The organism is Actinomyces sp. HMSC065F11, assembly GCF_001813085.1.
Lineage (GTDB): Bacteria > Actinomycetota > Actinomycetes > Actinomycetales > Actinomycetaceae > Gleimia > Gleimia europaea.
Genome location: NZ_KV811484.1, coordinates 384,547 through 404,251, shown reverse-complemented (window position 1 = coordinate 404,251; position 19,705 = coordinate 384,547). Strand labels below are relative to the sequence as shown.

The following is a 19,705-nucleotide window of genomic DNA, read 5'->3' as shown; positions in this document are numbered from 1 at the left end:
GCCAACAAGGCCGCAACACAACCGACCCACTCGAGGAGTTCAAGATGGCAGTCGACAGGTCCAAACCGGCCACGCCAGTAATTGTGGAGACAACGCAGTCTCGCCCCAACACAAGCATCGGGCAGCTAGTCAACGAACTGTCCAACCAAATCACCACCCTGATCCGCGGCGAGATCGAACTAACCAAGGTCAAAGCAACCACGCTTGCCAAGAAAGCCGGCGTTGGCGGCGTCCTCCTCGCAGGTGCGGGCGTATTCGCCCTCTACCTACTCGGATGGATCTTCCGCACCATCGAGCTTGGCTTCGCAAACGTTGTAGCCCCCTGGCTTGCAGCCCTCATTACCGCGGGCATCCTCCTGCTCATCGTTATCATCCTGGCAGCAGTTGGAGCCCTCCTCCTCAAGAAAGGCCTGGCAGACAAGCCGAACCCGGGCGACAACATGAAGCTAAACGTCGCCGCAGCAAAGAAGGGATTGAAAAAGTGAGCGAAACCCCTCGCACCGTCGAAGAGATCGAAGCTGAAATCCTGCGCACGCGCCTTGCGATGCAGTCCACCGTCAATGAGCTCAGCAGCCGCCTTAACCCGCGCGAACAAGCCAAAGCTGTTGCCACGCGCGCCGGCGAAAAAGCCGCTCAGTTTGGTCAAGATACGGCAGATGAAGCCAAAGCTGCCCTCAAGGGCGATCCGCGCGCACTAGCCAAGTTTGCATCGGTTGGCGTAGCGCTCGGCCTACTCGCCGGACTCAAGAAACTGCGCAAATAGATCCACTATTTGAAATCCAAACGCCGAACAACCGCGGAAAACCCGCAGAAAATCCCCAAGACATTTCTAGACGTTAGGATAATCTGTCCGATTTTCGTTAGAATAGGCGCTTGAAAGACCATTAGACGCTCAGGATTCCCACGGGAATCCGCAAGACACTGTGGAGGGGGTCGACGCCAATGGGGCGCGGCCGTCAGAAGGCCAAGCAAACAAAGGTGGCTCGGAAGCTAAAGTACACTTCGCCCGAGACCGACTTTGACGCTCTGCAGCGTGAACTCGCTGCTGAGCGAGGCGAATCGAACGATCCGTACGGGGATATTCCCCCGGCGACCGACGAAGACAACTGGGATGACTACGACGACTACAAATGAGTCGTAAAACCCAATACAAATAGTCAAACGAAAATCGGGAGGGCAAGCGCCCTCCCGATTCGTTATGCTTGACTGGCCTATGACCGGGGCAGTTTCTAGAGTCGGTAGCTTCCCGTCAGTAGAGCCGCTCCCGCCTGCACTCCCTTAGCGCCCTGTACCAAGCGATCCGAATCCGCTACCTGCAGCGAAGATGAAGAGAGCTCGACGTCGCCCAGCACCCACGGCTCGCTGCCAATAGCCATCAAGAATCCCAGCGCTTCATCAGCTACGGCCTCATCCACAATCGCGACCATGCCAACGCCCAAGTTGAACGTCTGCTCCATCGCGGCCCAACTTACTGCGCCCAGCTTAGAAAGCGTTGAAAATACCGGCGGCATGGCCCAAGATGAACGATCCACTCGCGCAATAAAACCAGTAGGGATAACGCGCGAAATGTTCGCACCCAAACCGCCACCCGTAATGTGGGACAAAGCCTTCACCGCGCCGCGAGGAAGCGACTCGATCATCGCTAACATCTGCTTCGTGTACAAGCGCGTGGGCTCAAGAAGCTCCTCGCCGAGCGTGCGGCCAAACTCCGGCACTTCCCGATCAAGCTTCCACGTAGAATCAGCCACAATCTTGCGAACCAGCGAATAGCCATTCGAATGCAAGCCCGAAGACGAAATACCAATCAAGACATCGCCAACCGTCACGCGGTGAGCGCCAAGCATCTCGTCGGCATCAACCACGCCCGTTGCGGCTCCCGCAATGTCGTAGTCGTCCGGATCCATCAAACCGGGATGCTCCGCGGTCTCGCCACCAATCAAGGGGCAATCCACCTGCGCACAAGCCTGCGCCACGCCGCGCACAATATCTGCAATCTTCTGCGGCTCCACACGGCCCGTTGCAATGTAATCCGTCATCAGCAACGGCCTCGCACCCATCACCACCAGGTCATCCACAACCATCGCCACAAGATCCTGACCGATCGTGTCATGGATCCCCATTGCCTGCGCGATCGCGATCTTTGTTCCAACGCCGTCCGTAGACGAGGCGAGCAGGGGCCTCTTCATCCCCTTCAACGCCGACGCGTCGATCATCCCGGCGAAACCACCCGATTCTCCAAACACCGTGGCGTTATGCGACTTTGCAACAGCGGCCTTCATCAGCTCAACCGCGCGGTCACCCGCCTCAATATCAACACCCGCAGCAGCGTAATCAACCATCAAAACCTCACTTAGTCACGCCAGGTGTACCCGGAATCGGAGTTCCCGGCGGAACCGGCACCGGATACTGTCCATTAAAACAAGCTAAACACAAGCTATCGGCCGGCTGTCCCGACGCGGCAACCATGTCTTCCAGCGACAAATACCCTAAAGAATCCGCGCCGATCCACTCACAAATCGCGTCCACGTCCATAACCGAAGAAATCAGTTCCGCCCGCGTTGGGAAATCAATCCCAAAGAAACACGGCCAACCCACCGGCGGCGATGAAATACGCACGTGAATCTCACTTGCCCCGGCCTCGCGAAGCATCCTCACAATCTGCCTTTGCGTATTACCCCGCACAATCGAATCATCCACCACAACCAGGCGCTTGCCCTGCACAATGTCGCGCAACGGATTCAACTTGAGCCGAATACCGCGCTGGCGCAAACTCTGCGTAGGTTGAATAAACGTGCGGCCCACGTAACTGTTCTTCACAAAACCCTGCGCGTAGGGGATACCGGACTGTTGCGCGTAGCCAATCGCTGCAGGCGTGCCAGACTCTGGCGTTGCAATCACATAATCGGCATCCACAGGATGCTCACGAGCCAGCGCCGCGCCCATCTCTTGACGCGCCAAACTAATGGACCTGCCCGCAATCCTCGTATCCGGCCTAGCGATATACACGTACTCAAACACGCAGCCGTGCGGAGTAGCCTTACCGAACTTAAACGAGCGCATACCGTCCGAATCAATCGCGATCAGCTCACCCGGCTCCACCTCGCGAATAAACGACGCGCCCACAATATCGAGCGCAGCTGTCTCGGACGCAAGCACCCAACCCGTATCCAAACGGCCCAAAACCAGCGGGCGCAAACCGTGCGGATCACGCGCGCCATACAGCGTGCGCTCATCCATAAACACCATCGAGAAACCACCCTGAAGACGCGGCAACACGTTCTTCGCCGCCTCAATCAGCGAACCGCGTTCAGTTTGCAGCCCCTCCCCCAGATGCTGTTCACAGCCCTTCTCAGTGCCATAACCACCCAGTAGCGCCGTAATAATCTGCGTGCCCGTCGCGTCATCGTCAATCGGGCGATGCGAAACCTTATTTGCCAAATCGCGCAACTGGGACGCATTCGTCACGTTTCCGTTATTACCGAGCGCAATCGAACCCGTAGCAGTAGGCCCCAACATCGGCTGCGAATGCTTCCACTCAGCCGCCGCCTTCGTTGCGTACCGCACGTGCCCAATAGCCATATGCCCCTCAAGCGTTGAAAGAGCCTCGTCATTAAACACCTGCGAAACGAGCCCCATGTCCTTATAAACCATGATGCTCTTACCATCGGAAGCAGCAATACCCGCCGACTGCTGACCTCTATGCTGGAGGGCGTACAACCCGAAATACGTTAAGCGAGATACTTCCTCGCCCGGCGCCCACACCCCAAAAACGCCACATTCATCTTTAGGTTTATCCGAATCAGAAAAGTCTGCATCCAGCAGTTCATCTTCACGCACGCCCTCATCATTACACATTCACAAAACCAGTTGCGGGGCGCTTCAAAAAATGGACTCAACCGGCCTCAGTTGTGGACGAATCCAAATCTGGATAATCCTTTGGCCTAGCAAAACCATCGCGCGAACGCGGGTGCTTAATCGCGATTGCCTCCGCCTGCTCGTTATCAACCAGCAACTCATCAACCACCAGGTCAGCTGCCTCAAACTCCTGATTGCGATACGTTGCGCGCGCCATCAACTGCGCACCGATCGGCGACGACACCGTCTGCAACGCGACAATAAGCAAGGCTGCAGCAACCCACTGCCACGAACGCATAGACACAGCTGCACCCGTAGCCATCAAGAACACGCCCAACCACTGGGTTTTTGCCGAAGCGTGCATGCGTGAATACGTATCGCGCAAACGGAGCAACCCCACGCCGCTCACCAACATGAACGAAGCACCGCCGAGCAGAAGCAATGCGCCCAGCAGATCCCACACGGCCTCGAGACTAATCATGCTTCTCACTCGCCTTCTTCGACGCCTTCTTCGCGCGCTCGCCCGCATCGGCGATGCTCTTAGCCGACTGTTTCGAAGCCTGCGCCTCGCGGGCCGCCTTGATTGCCTCACGCTCCTCCGCGTGTAGCTCGCTTTGCGCCTCACGCATCAAACGCGCCTCCTGCGCGCGCAATTGCTCCGGCGTAGTAGCGGCGTCCGTAGTATCGCGCGGGCGCTCCGAAAAACGTCCCAGCGTTACCGAATACATGAATCCAACCATCGAGAACATGATGGCGAGCACCAGCACATCCGTGCGATCCGTTCGCACCGCAAGCACCAGCGTTATTCCTGCAGCCGCCACCGCAAGCACATCCGAGGCAACCGCCCGATCCATAATGCTCGGCCCCAATGTCAGCCGCACCAGAGTCATAAACGCGGTTGCAATCATCGCCATCAGAGCAACAAACAAAATCACCGTTATCAAAGTGCTCACAGCTTCACCCCCACGGTGTCCAACGTCTGCGCAGAAGCCAGTGCCTTCAACACGCGTTCCTCCTGCGCCAGCGAAGCCGCCCTCACGCCTTCAACGCCGCCCTGGGCCTCAAGATCGAACACGTGTAGGTAAATGATGCCCTCGCGACGCTTCAACTCAACCACGATTGTGCCCGGCACCAAATTGATCATCGCCGCGGTAACCGCCATCGTAATATCCGCGCTACTGCGCAAATCGATTCGCACAACCCCGCACTCATAATCGCGACCCGTCACAACTACGCTTGCAACGTGAACTGCCGCCTTCACCATGTCCACCAAGAACACGCCAGCAAGAATCAAACCCTGGCGAAGCCGAAAGTTTGCGAAAAACCGCGAGCGCGGCAAAGGGAAAATCAGCTGGATAAAGAGCGCTACCAGCAGGCCGCTCAGCAACACCAGTGGATCGAAATTCGCGAACAGTAGCGTCCACAAGACCAGCAACCATAGCGTCATAGAAAGCGACAGCCGCTTTGACGCGAAAGCTTTCACCCTACTCATTTGCCAGCCCCGTCCTCGGGAACGCCGCCGAATAATCTCGCGCCAACTTCATACCTAAAATGTGGCTCTGAATGTGCTCATTATTCTCGTCAAGAATGAACGGAGCATGCCACTGGTAACGCCATAGCTCCTGTCCGGTCTGGCGCTTCTCTGGCTCCAGCTCGCGCCCGTCACGGCTGTAATCCCGAATCAAATCCTCCTGCGCCGACTTCGCATAATCTTGCAAAATCTTTGGCGCATCCGCGGCGGCGAACTTCGACTTACCTGCCCCGCGGCCATCGTCTTGCAATACCGCGTGCAAGTAGGCGGAGCGCTCCATCTGATCAAGCGCAGCATTCGAAGCATACGCGTAGATCGGACCCGCCCCCGCAGTCATCGCAAACATAACCAAAATCAGCGAGGCCGCCGAAGCATACATCAAGCGCGTAACAGCCGACCCCTCCATCTCTCTTCGGGTACGAGAGTGGACCTGCATGCGGTCATCTGAATCCGCAATCCGCGAGATTGCCTCGGCAGCGCGTAGCGTTGCCCTCTGATACCTAGCCCCACGCACTTGAGCAAAATCAGTATCCGTCACGTGCGTATCAGACTTGGGCTGCCAAAACGCGAAATTCCACACCTTGATAAGCGCATACAGTGTCAGGAACGACGTGATAATTCCGGCGGCGAGGAGCGCGTAGCCTTCCCACTGGCCCTGCAACACCGACGACTGCGCAAGCCCCACCTTGCCAATGAAACCCGTAAACGGAGGAACACCAACGAGATTCAGCCCCGCAATCATGAACATGATCGCAAGCATCGGATGAGTTTTTGCCAAACCCCCAAGAGCGCGCAAAGACGTGGTGCCCTCGTGACGCTCAATCAGCCCAATAATCAAGAACAGCGTGGTCTGAACCAAAATGTGGTTAGCCGCGTAGAAGATCGCCGCCGCAAGCCCCACCTTGTTCACCACAGCAAGGCCCCAAATCATGAAGCCAATGTGAGAGACCAACACAAACGACAGCAAACGCCTCATATCGTGCTGCGCGATCGCACCCAAAATACCGACGATCATCGTCGCTATACCCACAACTGTTAGGAGTACCGACACGCCCTCGCCGGGGAACAACAACACCTGCAAACGAATCAGCGCGTAAATGCCGACCTTGGTTAGCAAACCCGCAAACACAGCGGTTACCGGCGCCGGAGCCGTCGGGTACGAATTGGGAAGCCAAGCAGCAAGCGGGAACACTGCCGCCTTAATTCCAAACGCCACCAGCAAAACCAGCTGGATAGTAAGTGCAACACTTGGATCAATCTCTCGAAGACGCGTGGAAAGCTGCGCCATATTAACAGTGCCCGTAGCCGCATACGTCAGGCCAATACCAATCAGGAACAGCACCGACGAAACCAGCGAAACCACCACGTAAACCGTGCCCGCACGAATACGACCTCGCGTACCACCAATCGTGATCAACACAAACGAGGCGGCAAGAAGAATCTCAAAACCCACGTACAGGTTGAAAAGATCACCCGTTAGGAACGAGTTTGAAACGCCCGCAATCAAAATCAAATACGTGGGGTGGTAGATCGCAACCGGCACATCCGGATCTTCATCCGCAAGATTCTGCGCCAGCGAATACACAAGCACCGCGAGCGTCACAATCTGCGAAACCACAAGCATCAGCGAGGACAACCGGTCTGCCACCAGCGTGATACCCACAGGCGCCGCCCACGAACCCACGTCGAGCACCACCGGACCGGAGTTTGCCGCTACCGCCAGCATGACGCCAACCACCAGCACCGTTGTCAGCGTCACCAGCGAAATCAGCTGCTGCAACTTCGGGCGGCGCACAAACACAAGGGCAAAGCCCGCCGCCAATAGCGGCAGCAGTACGGGGATAGGGAGCATCCAGTTCATCGGGCACCCTCCCCTCGGCTAGGCCCGTCCTCGGGCTCCGGCGCGGAATCCTCTACGGCCTCCGCATCGTAGAAGCGATGCGGATCTTCCTCACCGGTAACCTCATCTACCCCGTAGTCATCCACACGGTCCTTCGCCAACCTGCGCGCAAGCCGGCGATCCTCAACATCATCAACAACCTCGTCATGGCCAGACAAACGCCACGACCGGTACGCGAGCGCCATGCCAAACGCGGTAGTACCCAGGCCAATCACAATCGCGGTCAGCATCATCGCCTGCGGAAGCGGATCAGCCATGATCGTTGGATCCACGTCCTCACCAAGCAAAGCCGGACGCGCTGAACGGCCACTCGCCGCGAGGAACAGCACGTTCACGCCGTGCCCCATCAGCGCCAAACCAATCAGGATGCGCGTTAGCGTGCGCTCCATAACCAGGTAAGCGCCCACCGCAACCAGCACGCCCGCAAGAATCACCACAACCAGGGAAGGAGTACTCACTTTGGCTCCCTCCTCACGTCGCTAAGCGCGCCCGCAGGCATCTTGTTCTTCACCTGCGCCTGCTCGGCCTCCGCGCGATCCTTATCCACCTGGCCACCAAGGGCCGTCACCAAATCCAAAACAACCGCCACAACCAGTAGGTACACGCCCACGTCCACAATCAGTGCCGACGTGAAGTGGACATTGCCGAGCACGCCGAAACTGAGGTCAATCTCCGTAGACTCCAAAACCGTGTTTCCATATGCCAGCGGCATCACCGCACCAACCGTTGCAGTGAACAGGCCAAAGCCCAGCAGCGCACCTGGATTCACGCGGCTGGCCTCACGCAGCTCGAACCGGCCTCCTGCCATATAACGCAACGTGAACGCAATGCCCGCGAGGACACCGCCCGCAAAACCGCCACCCGGATTGTTGTGACCCACCCAGAGCAACCACAGGGAAGCAACCAGCATCGTGGGGAACAAAACCCGCGTGCCAACCTCAAGAAGCAGCGAGCGCGAACGCGCCGACAGCATCGAAATTGCCGGCAACCACGCGCCGGGCGTCTTAGGCCTCTCGCGCTCCAACGTTGAGCTACGACGCACCAGATAAATCATCGACGCCACGCCCGTAGCGGTCACTAGAAGGACCGAAAGCTCACCAACCGTATCCCACGCGCGCGTGTCCACCAAGATCACGTTCACCACGTTCTTACCTGCACCAAACGAGTAAGCTTCCGCAGGGATCAAGTTAGAAATAGGTTCCGCAACGCGAGCCTGAGTAGCCACGATAGTTGCGCCCGTGACCACGATTCCTAAAACGCCGGCCAAACCTATGCGCGCCCAACGGGAAATCGCGAACGAACGCACCGAGAAGTTCTGCGGCAAGGAACGCAACACCAGAACGAACACAACCAGGGAGACAACCTCGACCAGCATTTGCGTAAGCGCCAAATCCGGGGCGCCATACGTCATGTAAAGCAGCGAAATCGCGGTGCCCACCACGCCGAGCGCCAACACCGCGTTAATACGCGAACGCGACCTCGCCGCCACAAACGCAGCCACACCCGCGAGCGCCACAATTCCGACCTGCGTAGCCGAATCCCATAAACGCAGATTGAGTTCGGATTGGCCGACCTCGACCAGGCCAAAACCAACTGCCGCTGCGAATACAGCGAAGATCGTGGTTATATCCCACGGCAAAGAACCGCGGTGGAACAAAGAGGTGATGAGCGATGCGAAGTGTTCCAACTCCAGCATTAGCCACCTGTAGATTTCGCTAATATGCAGGTGTTTAGGAGCCAAACGCCTCTGAATACGCGCAATGCGGGGGCGCTGCCATGCCATCCACACACCTCCGGCCAGAATCACTGCCGTGATCAGTGCGGGCCCGGGCCCGGACCAGAGCGCGATGTGTGGCTCGCCCACTCCTCCCTCGGTAATGTACTCCGTCAAAGTTTGGAGCCACGCCGGCTGGATTGCGACGAAGGAAGCCACCGCCAACCCCACCACCGGGATCAGCGTGAGGGCGGGTAGCTGCGAGTTATCCATCTCAATCTTGATGCGTTTGCGTCCAAATGCTCCCCACCAGTAGCGCCACGAGTACGCGACAGTAAGCACCGAACCGAGCGTCAAAATCACCAAGGCAGTAACATCAAGGCTCGCTCCTGCCGAATGGGGTGCGATGCTCGCGGCCCAACCCGCACCAGTTCCCTCAAACAAACTGGTAATAAACGCCTCTTTACCCAAGAAACCCAGCAGAGGCGGCACGCCAGCCATTGAAAGCGCGAGCACCGCGGCGGACGTTGCCAGCACCGGCTGATGCTTGTACAGACAGTTAAGCTCACGCAAATCGCGCGTGCCCGTGGCCTTCTCTACCAAACCAACGCTCATGAACAACGCCGACTTAAATACGGCGTGCGCCACCAACATCGCAATGCCCGCCGCGTAAGTTGCGGCCGTGCCGTAAGCCATTGCCGCGCTCATCAAACCCAGCTGAGACACCGTGCCATAGGCCAGCACCAGCTTCAGATCGAACTGCCGCAACGCGCGATACGAGCCAAGGAGCATAGTGGCAAGACCGAGCGCCACTATTATCGGGGACCAGCCCGGCACATTTGTAAAGCCCGGCGTCAAACGCGCAATCAAATACACGCCGGCCTTCACCATCGCAGCCGCGTGCAAGTACGCAGACACAGGCGTGGGGGCTGCCATCGCGCCCGGGAGCCAAAAATGATGCGGCACCAATGCCGACTTGGTGCTCGCACCCAAAATGATCAGCAAGGCAGCCACAATCACCTGTGCCGAACCGACATCGAGCACACCAGTGCGAGCATTTTCTACCAGCACGTGAACCGCGTAAGAGCCACCCGGGGCCTCTGCCACCATCACAAAACCGGCAAACATCGCGAGGCCGCCAAAGCCGGTGACTTGAATAGATTGGCGGGCAGCCGCACGAGCGGGACGATTATCAAAATGGTGACCGATCAGCAGGTAAGAAAATACCGTGGTCAGTTCCCAAAACAAATAAATAATAAGCAAATGGTCAGCCGTCACAAGGCCGAGCATCGCCGCCGCGAACGCTGTGAAAATCGCAGAGAACCGGCCCAAACTAGCGGCATTAGAACTGAAATAGCGAGCCGCATACAGCATCACCAGCGTGCCAACGCCACTCACAATCAGCGTCATCAACCACGACAGTGGATCCAGCCTGAACACCACTGCCAAAGAGAGCTCGCCCACCCAATTCCACACAAACTGCGGAGGAGAAGTGAACACCTCCCTCGTGTACGAAAGCGCCCACACCACCGCACTAAGCGGCGCCAAAGCGGTTAGGAACAGGACATTTCGCCCCAACTTTCGCCCGAGCAACGGGGCAAGACAAGCCGCCAACGCATGAAGAAGCAAAATCGTGACCAAAACTGTCCTCACTCGCAACGAAAGCGGCTAACTGGCTTATAGCCAGAATCAGACTAGCGAATTTTTGAGACGGCGGCGCAATAAAGCGATAATACGGACATGCCCTAAACCGTGAAGGAGCGAAGGCCATGACCCCTGCAACCTTGCGCGTAACCCTTTTTGCGATCGCCGTCATCGCGACCATCGTCGCGATCTTGACCTTCGTTCGCGCCCTCATAGTCATGTACCAGCGCGTTGCCACCGGTCAGAGCGCACCCGGCCGTCTCCGCCCGATTGGCCCGCGCCTGTGGATGACCATCAAAACCGTGCTGAGCCACCGCGAGTTCCGTGGCCGGCCCGGCGTTCGCATCGCGCACTGGTTCGTCATGCTCTCCTTCCCTATCCTGGCGCTCACTCTTGCTACCGGCATGGGTAAACTTCGCGCGCCCTCATTCTCCTTGGGCTCAATCGACCATTTTCCCCTGTGGGAATGGATCGTTGAACTATTCGCATGGACCAGTCTCATTGGCATCATCGGCCTTATCACCTTGCGTCTTGTGTCCGGCTCCGGCCGTAACAACGAAGCAGAAGGTGAAACCCGCACCGGCCAAGCCACCTCACTAGCATCGAGGTTCCTTGGATCCACGCGCTGGCAGGCATACTTCGTTGAGTTCGTAGTGCTGACCGTGGTGCTCGCAGTGATTGGCCTGCGCGCCCTCGACTACGCGGCAGCAATCAACGGCGTAACCGACGAAGGCGGCCAACTAATCCTGAACCCCGCCTATGCCACGGCCCTGCACTACCCCACCACCGCATGGCTCGGAAACGCCCTGGCCGGCATGTCCAGCGCCGCCCTCCTCAACTCGATAGCCGTACTGTCATTCCTCAAAGTCATGATCTCCATGGCGTGGATGACCGTGGTTGGCGTGCAGACCAGCATGGGTGTGGCATGGCACCGCTTCCTCGCTCTCATCAATATTTATGCGCGCCGCAACGTCGACGGTTCCAAAACCCTGGGTGCGGCTTCGCCACTCACTGTGGAGGGGGCTCCGCTTCTGAGCGAAGAACAGCTTGATGAGCTAGATGATGACGCGACGCTCGGCACCGGCACTCTTGCAGACCTAACGTGGAAGCAGCGCCTAGACTTCATGACCTGCACCGAGTGCGGCCGCTGCCAAGAGCTTTGCCCCGCGTGGAATACCGGCAAACCCCTATCTCCGAAGCTTCTCACCCTGTCCCTGCGCGACCACGTGGCCGCCGTCGAACAGATGGAAGCCCTCGGAGACAAGGCCTACACCAAAGATAAGGAAGGCAACGTCCTCGTCGATTCAAATGTTCCTAACACCGCGCACACCCCCGACGTTTTAGAAGCCCTAATCGCGTCTGGAAACACGGGCGAAACCGGCGTTTCAATGGAAGCCGGCCCGCTGGTTGGCGACGTAGTTTGCGAGGACGCGCTGTGGGACTGCACGATGTGCGGCGCGTGCGTGGACCAGTGCCCCGTTGACATTGAGCACCTGGACACGATCTTGGGAATGCGTCGCCACCAGGTGCTGATGGAGTCCGCCTTCCCCCGCGAACTAGCGCGCCCGTTCCGTTCGCTGGAGACGAAGGCCAACCCGTACAACCAGGCGCCGCGCAAGCGCCTGGAATGGGCTAAGGACCTAGAGTTCGACGTGCCCGTCATAGGTGAGGACGTGGAGGACGCCAGCGAAGTTGACTGGGTGTTCTGGGTTGGTTGCGCGGGCGCCTACGACGATCAGGCGAAGAAAACAACGCGGGCAATCGCAGAGCTGCTGCACGTTGCGGGCGTGAAGTTCGCGGTGCTGGGTAACGCGGAGACGTGTACGGGCGATCCGGCGCGCAGGGCCGGCAACGAGCTGTTGTTCCAAATGCTCGCGCAGCAGGCTATCGAGACGCTGAACGAATCGAACGTGAAAAAAATCGTGGTCTCTTGCGCGCACTGCTTTAACACGATCGCTAACGAATACCCCGAACTTGGCGGCACATTCGAAGTTGTACACCACACGCAACTGTTGAACCGCCTGGTTCGCGAAGGCGCCCTCACTCCCATGCCGCCAAAGCCGGGCGAAGAAAGCCGCAAAATCACCTATCACGATCCATGCTTCTTGGGTCGCCACAACCAGATTTACGAGGCGCCGCGCACTCTGCTCGGCTCTGACCCCGCTCTTGAGGTTATAGAAATGCCGCGTTCGGGCGAGCGCGCAATGTGTTGCGGTGCGGGCGGCGCCAGGGCATGGATGGAAGAAACCCGGGGCGTGCGTATCTCGCAGGCGCGCGTGGACGAGGCCGGGCAGACGGGCGCAGAGGTTATTGCAACGGCATGCCCGTTCTGCTCACAAATGCTGGGCTCCACGCCCACTCCCGCAGGCGCGCAGCAGGGCATTGAGATCAAGGACGTTGCCGTACTGATGCTAGATGCCGTGCGCAGGGGCGAAACCGAAGAGGCGGCCAAGTAGCCTCGCCCGCGAGCGCCCCTATTCGTGAACGCCCCTACTCTGGGTCGGAGATCAAGAACTGGTCTTCGTCCAGCATGTATCCGGCAGTAGACCTTGCGATAAGGCTGGCGATCAGCTCAATCTGGTCTTTGACGCGGTTGCGTTCAAAGCGTAGCGCGCGGCCGGGCCGCATAAGTTTATCCCGGTAAACCTCGGGCATGATCCAGCGGACCCCGTACTCGATGGCGCTGCCCTGCGGCCACTGCTCGAAGCGCAGAACGGAGGGCGTGAAATCCGCGGGAGCAACGGTAATGTGCACTCGCGAGGTGTTCCCCACGGATGCGATCAGCGAGTAACCGCGCACAACAAATCCCTCGGCCGCAGCCTTCCTGTCGGCTTTCTGCGCGATTTCAGCGATGCGCACCAACTCGTCTTCAGGAATGTTGATCTTTTTCGCGATTTCTTCCCGCGTTTGCACGCGCTGCGCCGAATCGATGGGCGCCAGCTTCGCTTCTTCCAACCCGTTCACGATGTCGGGCAGATACGGACGTAGCAGCGCGGTGAGGTCTTCCTCATCCACCCACCTGGGCGCGTAAACCATCATGTCCACCGCACTGTCCGCGTCAGGTTCTATGTTGATTCGCGAGGGAGCGGCGTTCACAGCTCCGGCAAGGCGTCTGGCGATGCGGATAAGGCCGGCTAGAACTTCGAACTCTTTACCCGCCGGCATGCCGTCTGGGAAGGCGCGCGCGAGCGGGTCCGTGTGCATGAGGAAGTCCGGGGCAGCACTGGTGCGAACAGCGGGCACATCTACGATCCACGCCTGCTCCATGCGGGCGGGCGTGTTAAGCAGTGCGCGTTCTGTTTTGGTGATGCGCCAGGGGCCTGACAGGGTGGCACCTTCGGTGAGGCGGAGCAGGCCGGGCGCAAGCCAGCCGGCATCCTCGGAAATAGAAACGGCTAGGGCCTCAAGCTCGCGCGGGTCCACGTCATCCCCGGTGACCAGAAGGTGTTTGCCTTCCGCGTCTTTGGGGCTCAGGATTTTGGCGTCCTCGAACGTGATAACAGGCATGTCAACGGATGCGCCGTGTTCTACGGCGTTGAGCTCGCCCGCCGCCGTGACGGTTAGGGCGCGGGCCCGCGTGGCGTTCACTTGGGTGGCGAGGTCTGGCATTGCCTGCGTGGCAAGGGAATCCGCCGACGTGGGTGTGGTTTCGCGCGGAAGCGTGTTGGATTGGTTTAGTTGCGCGAGCCGCTCGGCGATTGGGACACGCTCAGACTTGCTCATAGAACCTGCACATCTCCTTCAATGTGAGGGCTTTGCGCAATCTGCACGCGTTCGAAGTTTTGATGCGACCGGGAGGCGGTGGGGCCGCGCTGGCCCTGGTAGCGTGATCCGCGCGCGCCCTTGCCGTATGGGGCTTCGGCCGGCGAAGACAGTTGGAAGAAGCAGAGTTGGCCAACCTTCATGCCCGGGTAGAGCAGGATCGGCATGGTTGCAGTGTTAGATAGTTCCAGGGTGACGTGCCCGGTGAAGCCGGGGTCGATGAACCCTGCTGTGGAGTGCGTTAGCAACCCCAGGCGGCCAAGTGATGATTTGCCTTCGAGACGTGCGGCGATGTCATCGGCAAGCGTGACCTGCTCGTAGGTTGCGCCAAGTACGAATTCTCCGGGGTGGAGCACAAAGGGCTCGTTACCCACGTCCACGAGGCTGGTGAGCTCCGATTGGTCTGCGGCCGGGTCGATTACCGGGTACTTGTGGTTGTTGAACAGCCTGAAGTAGCGGTCCAGCCGAACGTCGATGGAGGCTGGTTGCACCATGTTTGGATCCCACGGGTCGAGGGCAATTTTGCCGGCGTCAATGCGGGCTCGAATGTCACGATCACTTAGCAGCATGCCTTCATTTTCCCATGAAAACGAGGCGGCGTGGTAGCGCTTAGATCTTCTGCGTCTTTTACAGGGTGGAACTAAGATAGATGGTGTGTATTTCGTTACAGTCTGACTTGAAGGAAGGGGTAGACGATGACCGAGTACGCTGGCCAGTTTGATGATCAGGGCAAGAAGCCTTACGTGATCGATATTGAGAAGGAAACTCTTGATAATACGAATTTCCGCACAACCATGTGGACGGGTGAGCACATTCAGCTGACCGTCATGGAGATTCCGGTTGGCGGCGACATTGGCCTTGAGGTTCACGAGGACACGGACCAGTTCCTGCGTATCGAGCAGGGTAAGGGCCGCTGCGAGATGGGCCCGTCCAAGGATGACCTGAACTTCGTGAAGGAAGTTGAGGACGACTTCGCGATTTTTGTTCCGGCAGGAGCTTGGCACAACGTGACAAACATTGGCGAGGAGCCGTTGAAGCTGTACACCATTTATGGCCCGGCAGATCATTTGCCCGGTACGGTGCACAAGACGCAGGCGGATGCCGAGGCGGATCCGCACGAGCACTGAGCCGAGGCGCTTGCTAGAGCGGCTACTAGCCAAAACGGTGAGGGGCTTTAGGCAGGCGCTTAACTAAACAAATAGTGGGTGCGATGGGCATTTGCCCATCGCACCCACTATTTGACCGGTGTTAGTGCGTTCTGCGCACCACCACGATTCCAGCTGCTAGCAACACCAGCGCGGCAATGCCGAGCGGCAACGTAGCATTTGAAACGCCCGTCTTAGACAGTCCAGTTCCTGGTTTACCAGTGGTTCGCGAGGGCGAGCTAGGCGGCGTTGTCTTACCCGGCTCACTGGGCTCACTTGGTTCACTTGGCTCAGACGGCTTGGTAGGCTCTTCTGGCTTGACCTCATTTGGAACCTCGAACGGATTGTCGAATGACCCCTCACCCTTTACCTGTGTCAAACCAGATTCCACTGTGTAGGGTTTTTCTACAATCCCAATAACGATAGGTTGTGAAAGCTTCACAAAACCTTCGGGAGCTTTCAGCTCCGTGATCTCAACGGTCTTTTCTGGCAGGTTCACTGCATAGACCATACCGTCACCATCACTGACCGTTGTAACGGTGTTGCCCTCCGCATCCTCGTAGCTGAATACTGCTCCAGAGAGAGCGGTGCCCTTGTTGTCCACCTTCTTCAAAGCGACGTATGGCATGCCTTTCAAAGTGGCAAACGCAGCATACTTTTGCGCGTCAATACTGCCTTCGCCGCTTGCTTCCGGCGTGACGTTGCTTGCCAACGCCTTCACCTTGTTCACAATCTTCTCTGCGTCCGGGTTTACTATGCGCAACATGGTTGGGTATTCAACCTTGTAGGCATACGGCTTAGTTTCAGCCGGCGTGTTCGGTAGCTTGAAGAGGATCTTATGCGTGGCGGCATCATACGAAATTCCGACCTCGCCATCCTTAGGATCTCCCTTGACAAGCTTCACAACGGCCGAGTCCTCTTTGCCGTCCTCTGCCTTGGTCAAGTTCTTGTAGTCGCCGTTTTCTAGCAACTCGTTTGACCTTCTCACCTTGAAATCATCAAGATTCGGCTGGCCCTCCTCGTCAAGCGAGATCGCGATGTTCTTATCGAGCTCATCTTCGATTACAACATCCTTGAAATCTTGATCAAACGGCTTGTAAGTGAACGTCCAATCTAGCTTAGAACCGTTCACCTTCGGATCTTCCTTAGTGAGCAAATACGGTTTGATCTTCAAATCAGCACCATCATTGGCCAGGTTCTTGTCATCAGCCTTGAGAGAAACCTTATTCCGGTATGTTTCAAACTTAGACTGTGCGGCATTCTTAACAAGCGTGCTAAAGACTTCCTCATTCATCTGCGCCTTGACGATAATGAAATAAGGAGTGCCGTCATATTCAGAGAAGTTCCAAGTGAGTTTGTCTTTATCAAACGTCACTTTCGCTTCGTCTGCCGTCACCTTCTTTTTAGCCCTAGCCGATGGCATAAAGGTTACAAAATCAGTGCTATCAGCTACCGTTACGCCACCGTGGTCGATGAAGCCAGGGGTAATCGGATCTGCCTCGTAGATCGCGAAATAATCTGACCCACCCTTAGTCAGTGGCACAAGTGACAAGCCCTCAGGCAACACGTCTGTGACCGACCAGTTCTTTGAAACCCATTTGTCTGAGGCTCCCACCGATTTTGCATACTCGGAGAACTTGAGGCCCGTCGGGTTAACATCGATCCGGAACAGCGCGGTCCGATCTTTGTAGTTAAAGGTCTTTGTCTCATCAACCAATGGAATACCGGTTATATAGTCACGATAGCTGCTGTTCCAACCGTTCTTGGAAACGTTATCTATGTTGTTCAGATCCGTATCGGACTCAATCGTGTACTTATCAAGTAGCCGACCTTCAAGCTCGTACTTGGCCGAAGACTTCAAAGCCTTCAAAGAATCACCCTTGCCGGTTACCAAAGCAGCGGTGTTCTTGTACGTCTTTGAATAGGAGCCGGATTCACCCATTAGGTCCAGCAAATCACGCACGTGGGTTTTTAGCTTGAAGGTGTACGACTTCACCTCGGTGAAACCACTGATTTGAACCAGCTCGCCAATCTGCTTCCCGCCTTCATTCAAGAGTGGGAACGTCTTTGCCGCTAGGTTATCGCCCTCCCCGGGTTCGAGTGAACCGTCCAGATAACTCTGGTTGAAGTTAACGAAAGGCTCTCCCTTATCACCCTTCAAGAGCGCCTCTAGAGTTCCCTCTGGCAGAGCAACGTCTTTAACGTTTAACCCTGTTTCATTCTTATAATCTTTTTCTGAGCCGTAGTAGAACAGCTCATAGACGTAGCGGTGTTCAGACGGGAATATCTTGGAGAAGTCGGTCGTGATACTCCAAGGAATATTCCCCTGGTTCAAGACATCATTCTCGTACGTCTTCAACGCTTTCTTGGTGATAGTTGCTTCACCGCTGTAAACCGGCGGGGTCACCGGGAAGATCACGTCACCACAGGTATGAATCTCCGCGTCGTTTTGAAGCTTTCCGACCTCATCGTCCTTATCAAAAATAAGTTTTACCGTAAAACGGTACTGCCCATTAAGGTCTTTAACGAACATCCAGTGGTTTTGCAGCTCTTTATACTTTGACTCTGGGGTAGCTTCTCGGGTTCCTGCATGCCAGCCAAGACCGAGATCGTACACTTCGTTTGTGTATTTTGACGTGTCAGGACAGGGCGCATTCTTGTCAGCAGGAAAACCTGGGAAATCCTTGGCGGCGTCCTCGCTCAAAGTTTCGATGTTCTCCTTGGGCACAGTCTTCCATTCGCTATCTTTGCCGGAAAGGCTGTGCTCGACCGTTAGCTCTTGACGTATCGGAGCTTTCTGGCTGTCTAACTCCGTACTGAGGATATCGCCAATCCATGCTGGCCCGTAGTCGAAGTACGGCGTTCCGGCCAGAATAGTCCAGATCATCGCCTTCTCGCCCGTGTCTTTATTTACCTCAACTCCCGAAAAACTCTTGGAGATTTTTGGTTTTTGGTAGACCGGGACCTTTGCTTCAGCGGTCTTCAAATCTTCGTGCGAGTAGGAAAGGTTAGCCAAGTTTTTGACTTCAGGAGTCTTAGGGTCTGCAACCTTAGTCTTAAATGTTACGGTCGCCTTGGGCTGGCCAAAATCTTCAGGGAACTCGTAGGTAAGAGTCTTCGCCTCAAAGACGGGAGCCTGTTTCGCCCCGTTTACTGTGAACGAGTCCTGGACGTACTCGCCAACTTCGCTTAAATCGTCGGTGAACTTCTCGCCAGCGAGGTTCTTGCCAGTGTTCGACTTCTTGTTTACCTCAACCGTCCAAAGGATTTCATCGCGTTTGGCCGGATCTACTATTCCGCCCTTCTTAGTGAAGTCGTAGCTGATCTCTTCAACAACCTTGGGAAGCTTGTATTCCTTGTCGAAAATTTTCACTACATCCTGCTGCGAGCCCGGCTCACTTCCTTCACCAGCGGCAGCTGAAAACTCGCCCGTAAAGGTGACGGCAACGTCTCTGCGGCCGTCCGTTTCATAATTGAACTCGTCGCTGTGGAAATCCATCCTAGCGGTGACACTCCGGTCACTACCCTGGGTGAGAGTAATAGTGCCGATTTGTTTTTCGTCATCTTCAGTGCCCGGCGCCTTAATACGAACGGGAACTTTCGTTCCGGAGGGATCTTTCGGCTTAAAGTTCTTGCCCAGGTTGAAAACTGCAAAGTCACCGTCGTCGATTTGCGTGTCTTCGGTAAGTCCGTTCGCAAGCGCCGGAGTATTGAGTTGCTCATTTTTTATGACGGAGAATTTGAAATCCATCTGGATTTCAAAAGGTTTCTCAGGATCAATGGTGTCACCCAGCTCCTTGCCGTCTTGCGTAACGACTTTGCTAGTCACCGTAACGGCACTGGTCTTATCCTTTCCGTCTGCTGCATTAGCCATCGAGGATCCAGGGATAAGAAGCCCCGACAACCCCAGCAATATAGACATAACGATAAAACCCAATAAGATTCTGGATCGGCGTAACAACATGTCTCCTCCACACCGCCAATAGCGTCCTGGCGTCAGAATATGCACCTTCGCGTAGTCTATTCCTCATTCTTTTTGCGCGGGGCAAAATGCGCGACATTGGTCCTAAATTACTCACCTTTTGGAAACGAACGTTTAACTCGCGTGGCTCCTCCGGCATTTCGCCACTATCTACCGGTGAACTAACGCCTCT

The 19,705-nt window shown here is 56.6% G+C and carries 16 protein-coding genes; 5 read left to right on the top strand and 11 right to left on the bottom strand.

Annotated features, from left to right (window positions below):
- Positions 1–44: 44 nt before the first annotated feature.
- From HMPREF2891_RS09135 to HMPREF2891_RS09125, 3 genes are all read left to right on the top strand, one after another.
- The gene (locus HMPREF2891_RS09135) at positions 45–485 is read left to right on the top strand and encodes a phage holin family protein (RefSeq protein ID WP_070665168.1); all 441 of its coding nucleotides are present in this window, start codon (positions 45–47) and stop codon (positions 483–485) included.
- Positions 482–763: a DUF3618 domain-containing protein gene (locus tag HMPREF2891_RS09720; RefSeq protein WP_034507275.1), complete on the top strand. Its 282-nt coding sequence runs from the start codon at positions 482–484 to the stop codon at positions 761–763. The genes HMPREF2891_RS09135 and HMPREF2891_RS09720 overlap by 4 nt, the downstream gene beginning before the upstream one ends.
- A gap of 179 nt (positions 764–942) precedes the next feature.
- On the top strand, positions 943–1,134 hold the full coding sequence (locus HMPREF2891_RS09125; protein ID WP_070665166.1) for a DUF3073 domain-containing protein: 192 nt from the start codon (positions 943–945) through the stop codon (positions 1,132–1,134).
- 95 nt (positions 1,135–1,229) lie between these two features.
- On the opposite strand, the gene purM is transcribed toward HMPREF2891_RS09125, so the two are convergent.
- The 8 genes from purM to HMPREF2891_RS09085 are packed head-to-tail and all read right to left on the bottom strand — an operon-like array spanning position 1,230 to position 10,653.
- On the bottom strand, positions 1,230–2,339 hold the full coding sequence (gene purM, locus HMPREF2891_RS09120; RefSeq protein WP_070665164.1) for a phosphoribosylformylglycinamidine cyclo-ligase: 1,110 nt from the start codon (positions 2,337–2,339) through the stop codon (positions 1,230–1,232).
- A gap of 7 nt (positions 2,340–2,346) precedes the next feature.
- Entirely contained in the window at positions 2,347–3,855 is a 1,509-nt protein-coding gene (purF, locus tag HMPREF2891_RS09115) for an amidophosphoribosyltransferase (protein ID WP_070665162.1), read from the bottom strand.
- A gap of 37 nt (positions 3,856–3,892) precedes the next feature.
- Positions 3,893–4,336, bottom strand: a complete 444-nt coding sequence (mnhG, locus tag HMPREF2891_RS09110; RefSeq protein ID WP_070665159.1) for a monovalent cation/H(+) antiporter subunit G — start codon at positions 4,334–4,336, stop codon at positions 3,893–3,895.
- A complete protein-coding gene (locus tag HMPREF2891_RS09105) occupies positions 4,329–4,808 on the bottom strand; it encodes an MrpF/PhaF family protein (protein ID WP_052038778.1) in 480 nt (159 codons plus the stop codon). Before HMPREF2891_RS09105 ends, mnhG begins: the two co-directional genes overlap by 8 nt.
- The gene (locus tag HMPREF2891_RS09100) at positions 4,805–5,347 is read right to left on the bottom strand and encodes a Na+/H+ antiporter subunit E (protein ID WP_083311331.1); all 543 of its coding nucleotides are present in this window, start codon (positions 5,345–5,347) and stop codon (positions 4,805–4,807) included. The genes HMPREF2891_RS09105 and HMPREF2891_RS09100 overlap by 4 nt, the downstream gene beginning before the upstream one ends.
- Complete coding sequence (locus HMPREF2891_RS09095) at positions 5,340–7,247, bottom strand: Na+/H+ antiporter subunit D (protein ID WP_070665155.1); 1,908 nt, start codon at positions 7,245–7,247, stop codon at positions 5,340–5,342. Before HMPREF2891_RS09095 ends, HMPREF2891_RS09100 begins: the two co-directional genes overlap by 8 nt.
- Positions 7,244–7,744: a Na(+)/H(+) antiporter subunit C gene (locus tag HMPREF2891_RS09090; protein ID WP_070665153.1), complete on the bottom strand. Its 501-nt coding sequence runs from the start codon at positions 7,742–7,744 to the stop codon at positions 7,244–7,246. Before HMPREF2891_RS09090 ends, HMPREF2891_RS09095 begins: the two co-directional genes overlap by 4 nt.
- Positions 7,741–10,653, bottom strand: a complete 2,913-nt coding sequence (locus HMPREF2891_RS09085) for a Na+/H+ antiporter subunit A (RefSeq protein WP_261666864.1) — start codon at positions 10,651–10,653, stop codon at positions 7,741–7,743. Before HMPREF2891_RS09085 ends, HMPREF2891_RS09090 begins: the two co-directional genes overlap by 4 nt.
- Positions 10,654–10,769: 116 nt before the next feature.
- Here HMPREF2891_RS09085 and HMPREF2891_RS09080 point away from each other — a divergent pair, with 116 nt between their 5' ends.
- Complete coding sequence (locus HMPREF2891_RS09080; protein WP_070665149.1) at positions 10,770–13,100, top strand: (Fe-S)-binding protein; 2,331 nt, start codon at positions 10,770–10,772, stop codon at positions 13,098–13,100.
- 34 nt (positions 13,101–13,134) lie between these two features.
- Here HMPREF2891_RS09080 and HMPREF2891_RS09075 read toward each other — a convergent pair whose 3' ends face one another.
- Positions 13,135–14,367, bottom strand: coding sequence for a hypothetical protein (locus HMPREF2891_RS09075; protein ID WP_070665147.1), 1,233 nt, complete (start codon positions 14,365–14,367; stop codon positions 13,135–13,137).
- Positions 14,364–14,975, bottom strand: a complete 612-nt coding sequence (dcd, locus tag HMPREF2891_RS09070; RefSeq protein WP_070665145.1) for a dCTP deaminase — start codon at positions 14,973–14,975, stop codon at positions 14,364–14,366. Before dcd ends, HMPREF2891_RS09075 begins: the two co-directional genes overlap by 4 nt.
- 126 nt (positions 14,976–15,101) lie before the next feature.
- Between dcd and HMPREF2891_RS09065 the strand changes: the two genes are divergently transcribed.
- Entirely contained in the window at positions 15,102–15,533 is a 432-nt protein-coding gene (locus HMPREF2891_RS09065; RefSeq protein WP_070665143.1) for a cupin domain-containing protein, read from the top strand.
- Between the two features lie 121 nt (positions 15,534–15,654).
- Here the strand turns inward: HMPREF2891_RS09065 and HMPREF2891_RS09060 are convergent, their stop codons facing one another.
- Positions 15,655–19,425 (bottom strand): prealbumin-like fold domain-containing protein, encoded by a 3,771-nt coding sequence (locus tag HMPREF2891_RS09060; RefSeq protein ID WP_070665141.1) that lies wholly within the window; start codon positions 19,423–19,425, stop codon positions 15,655–15,657.
- Between the last annotated feature and the right edge of the window lie 280 nt (positions 19,426–19,705).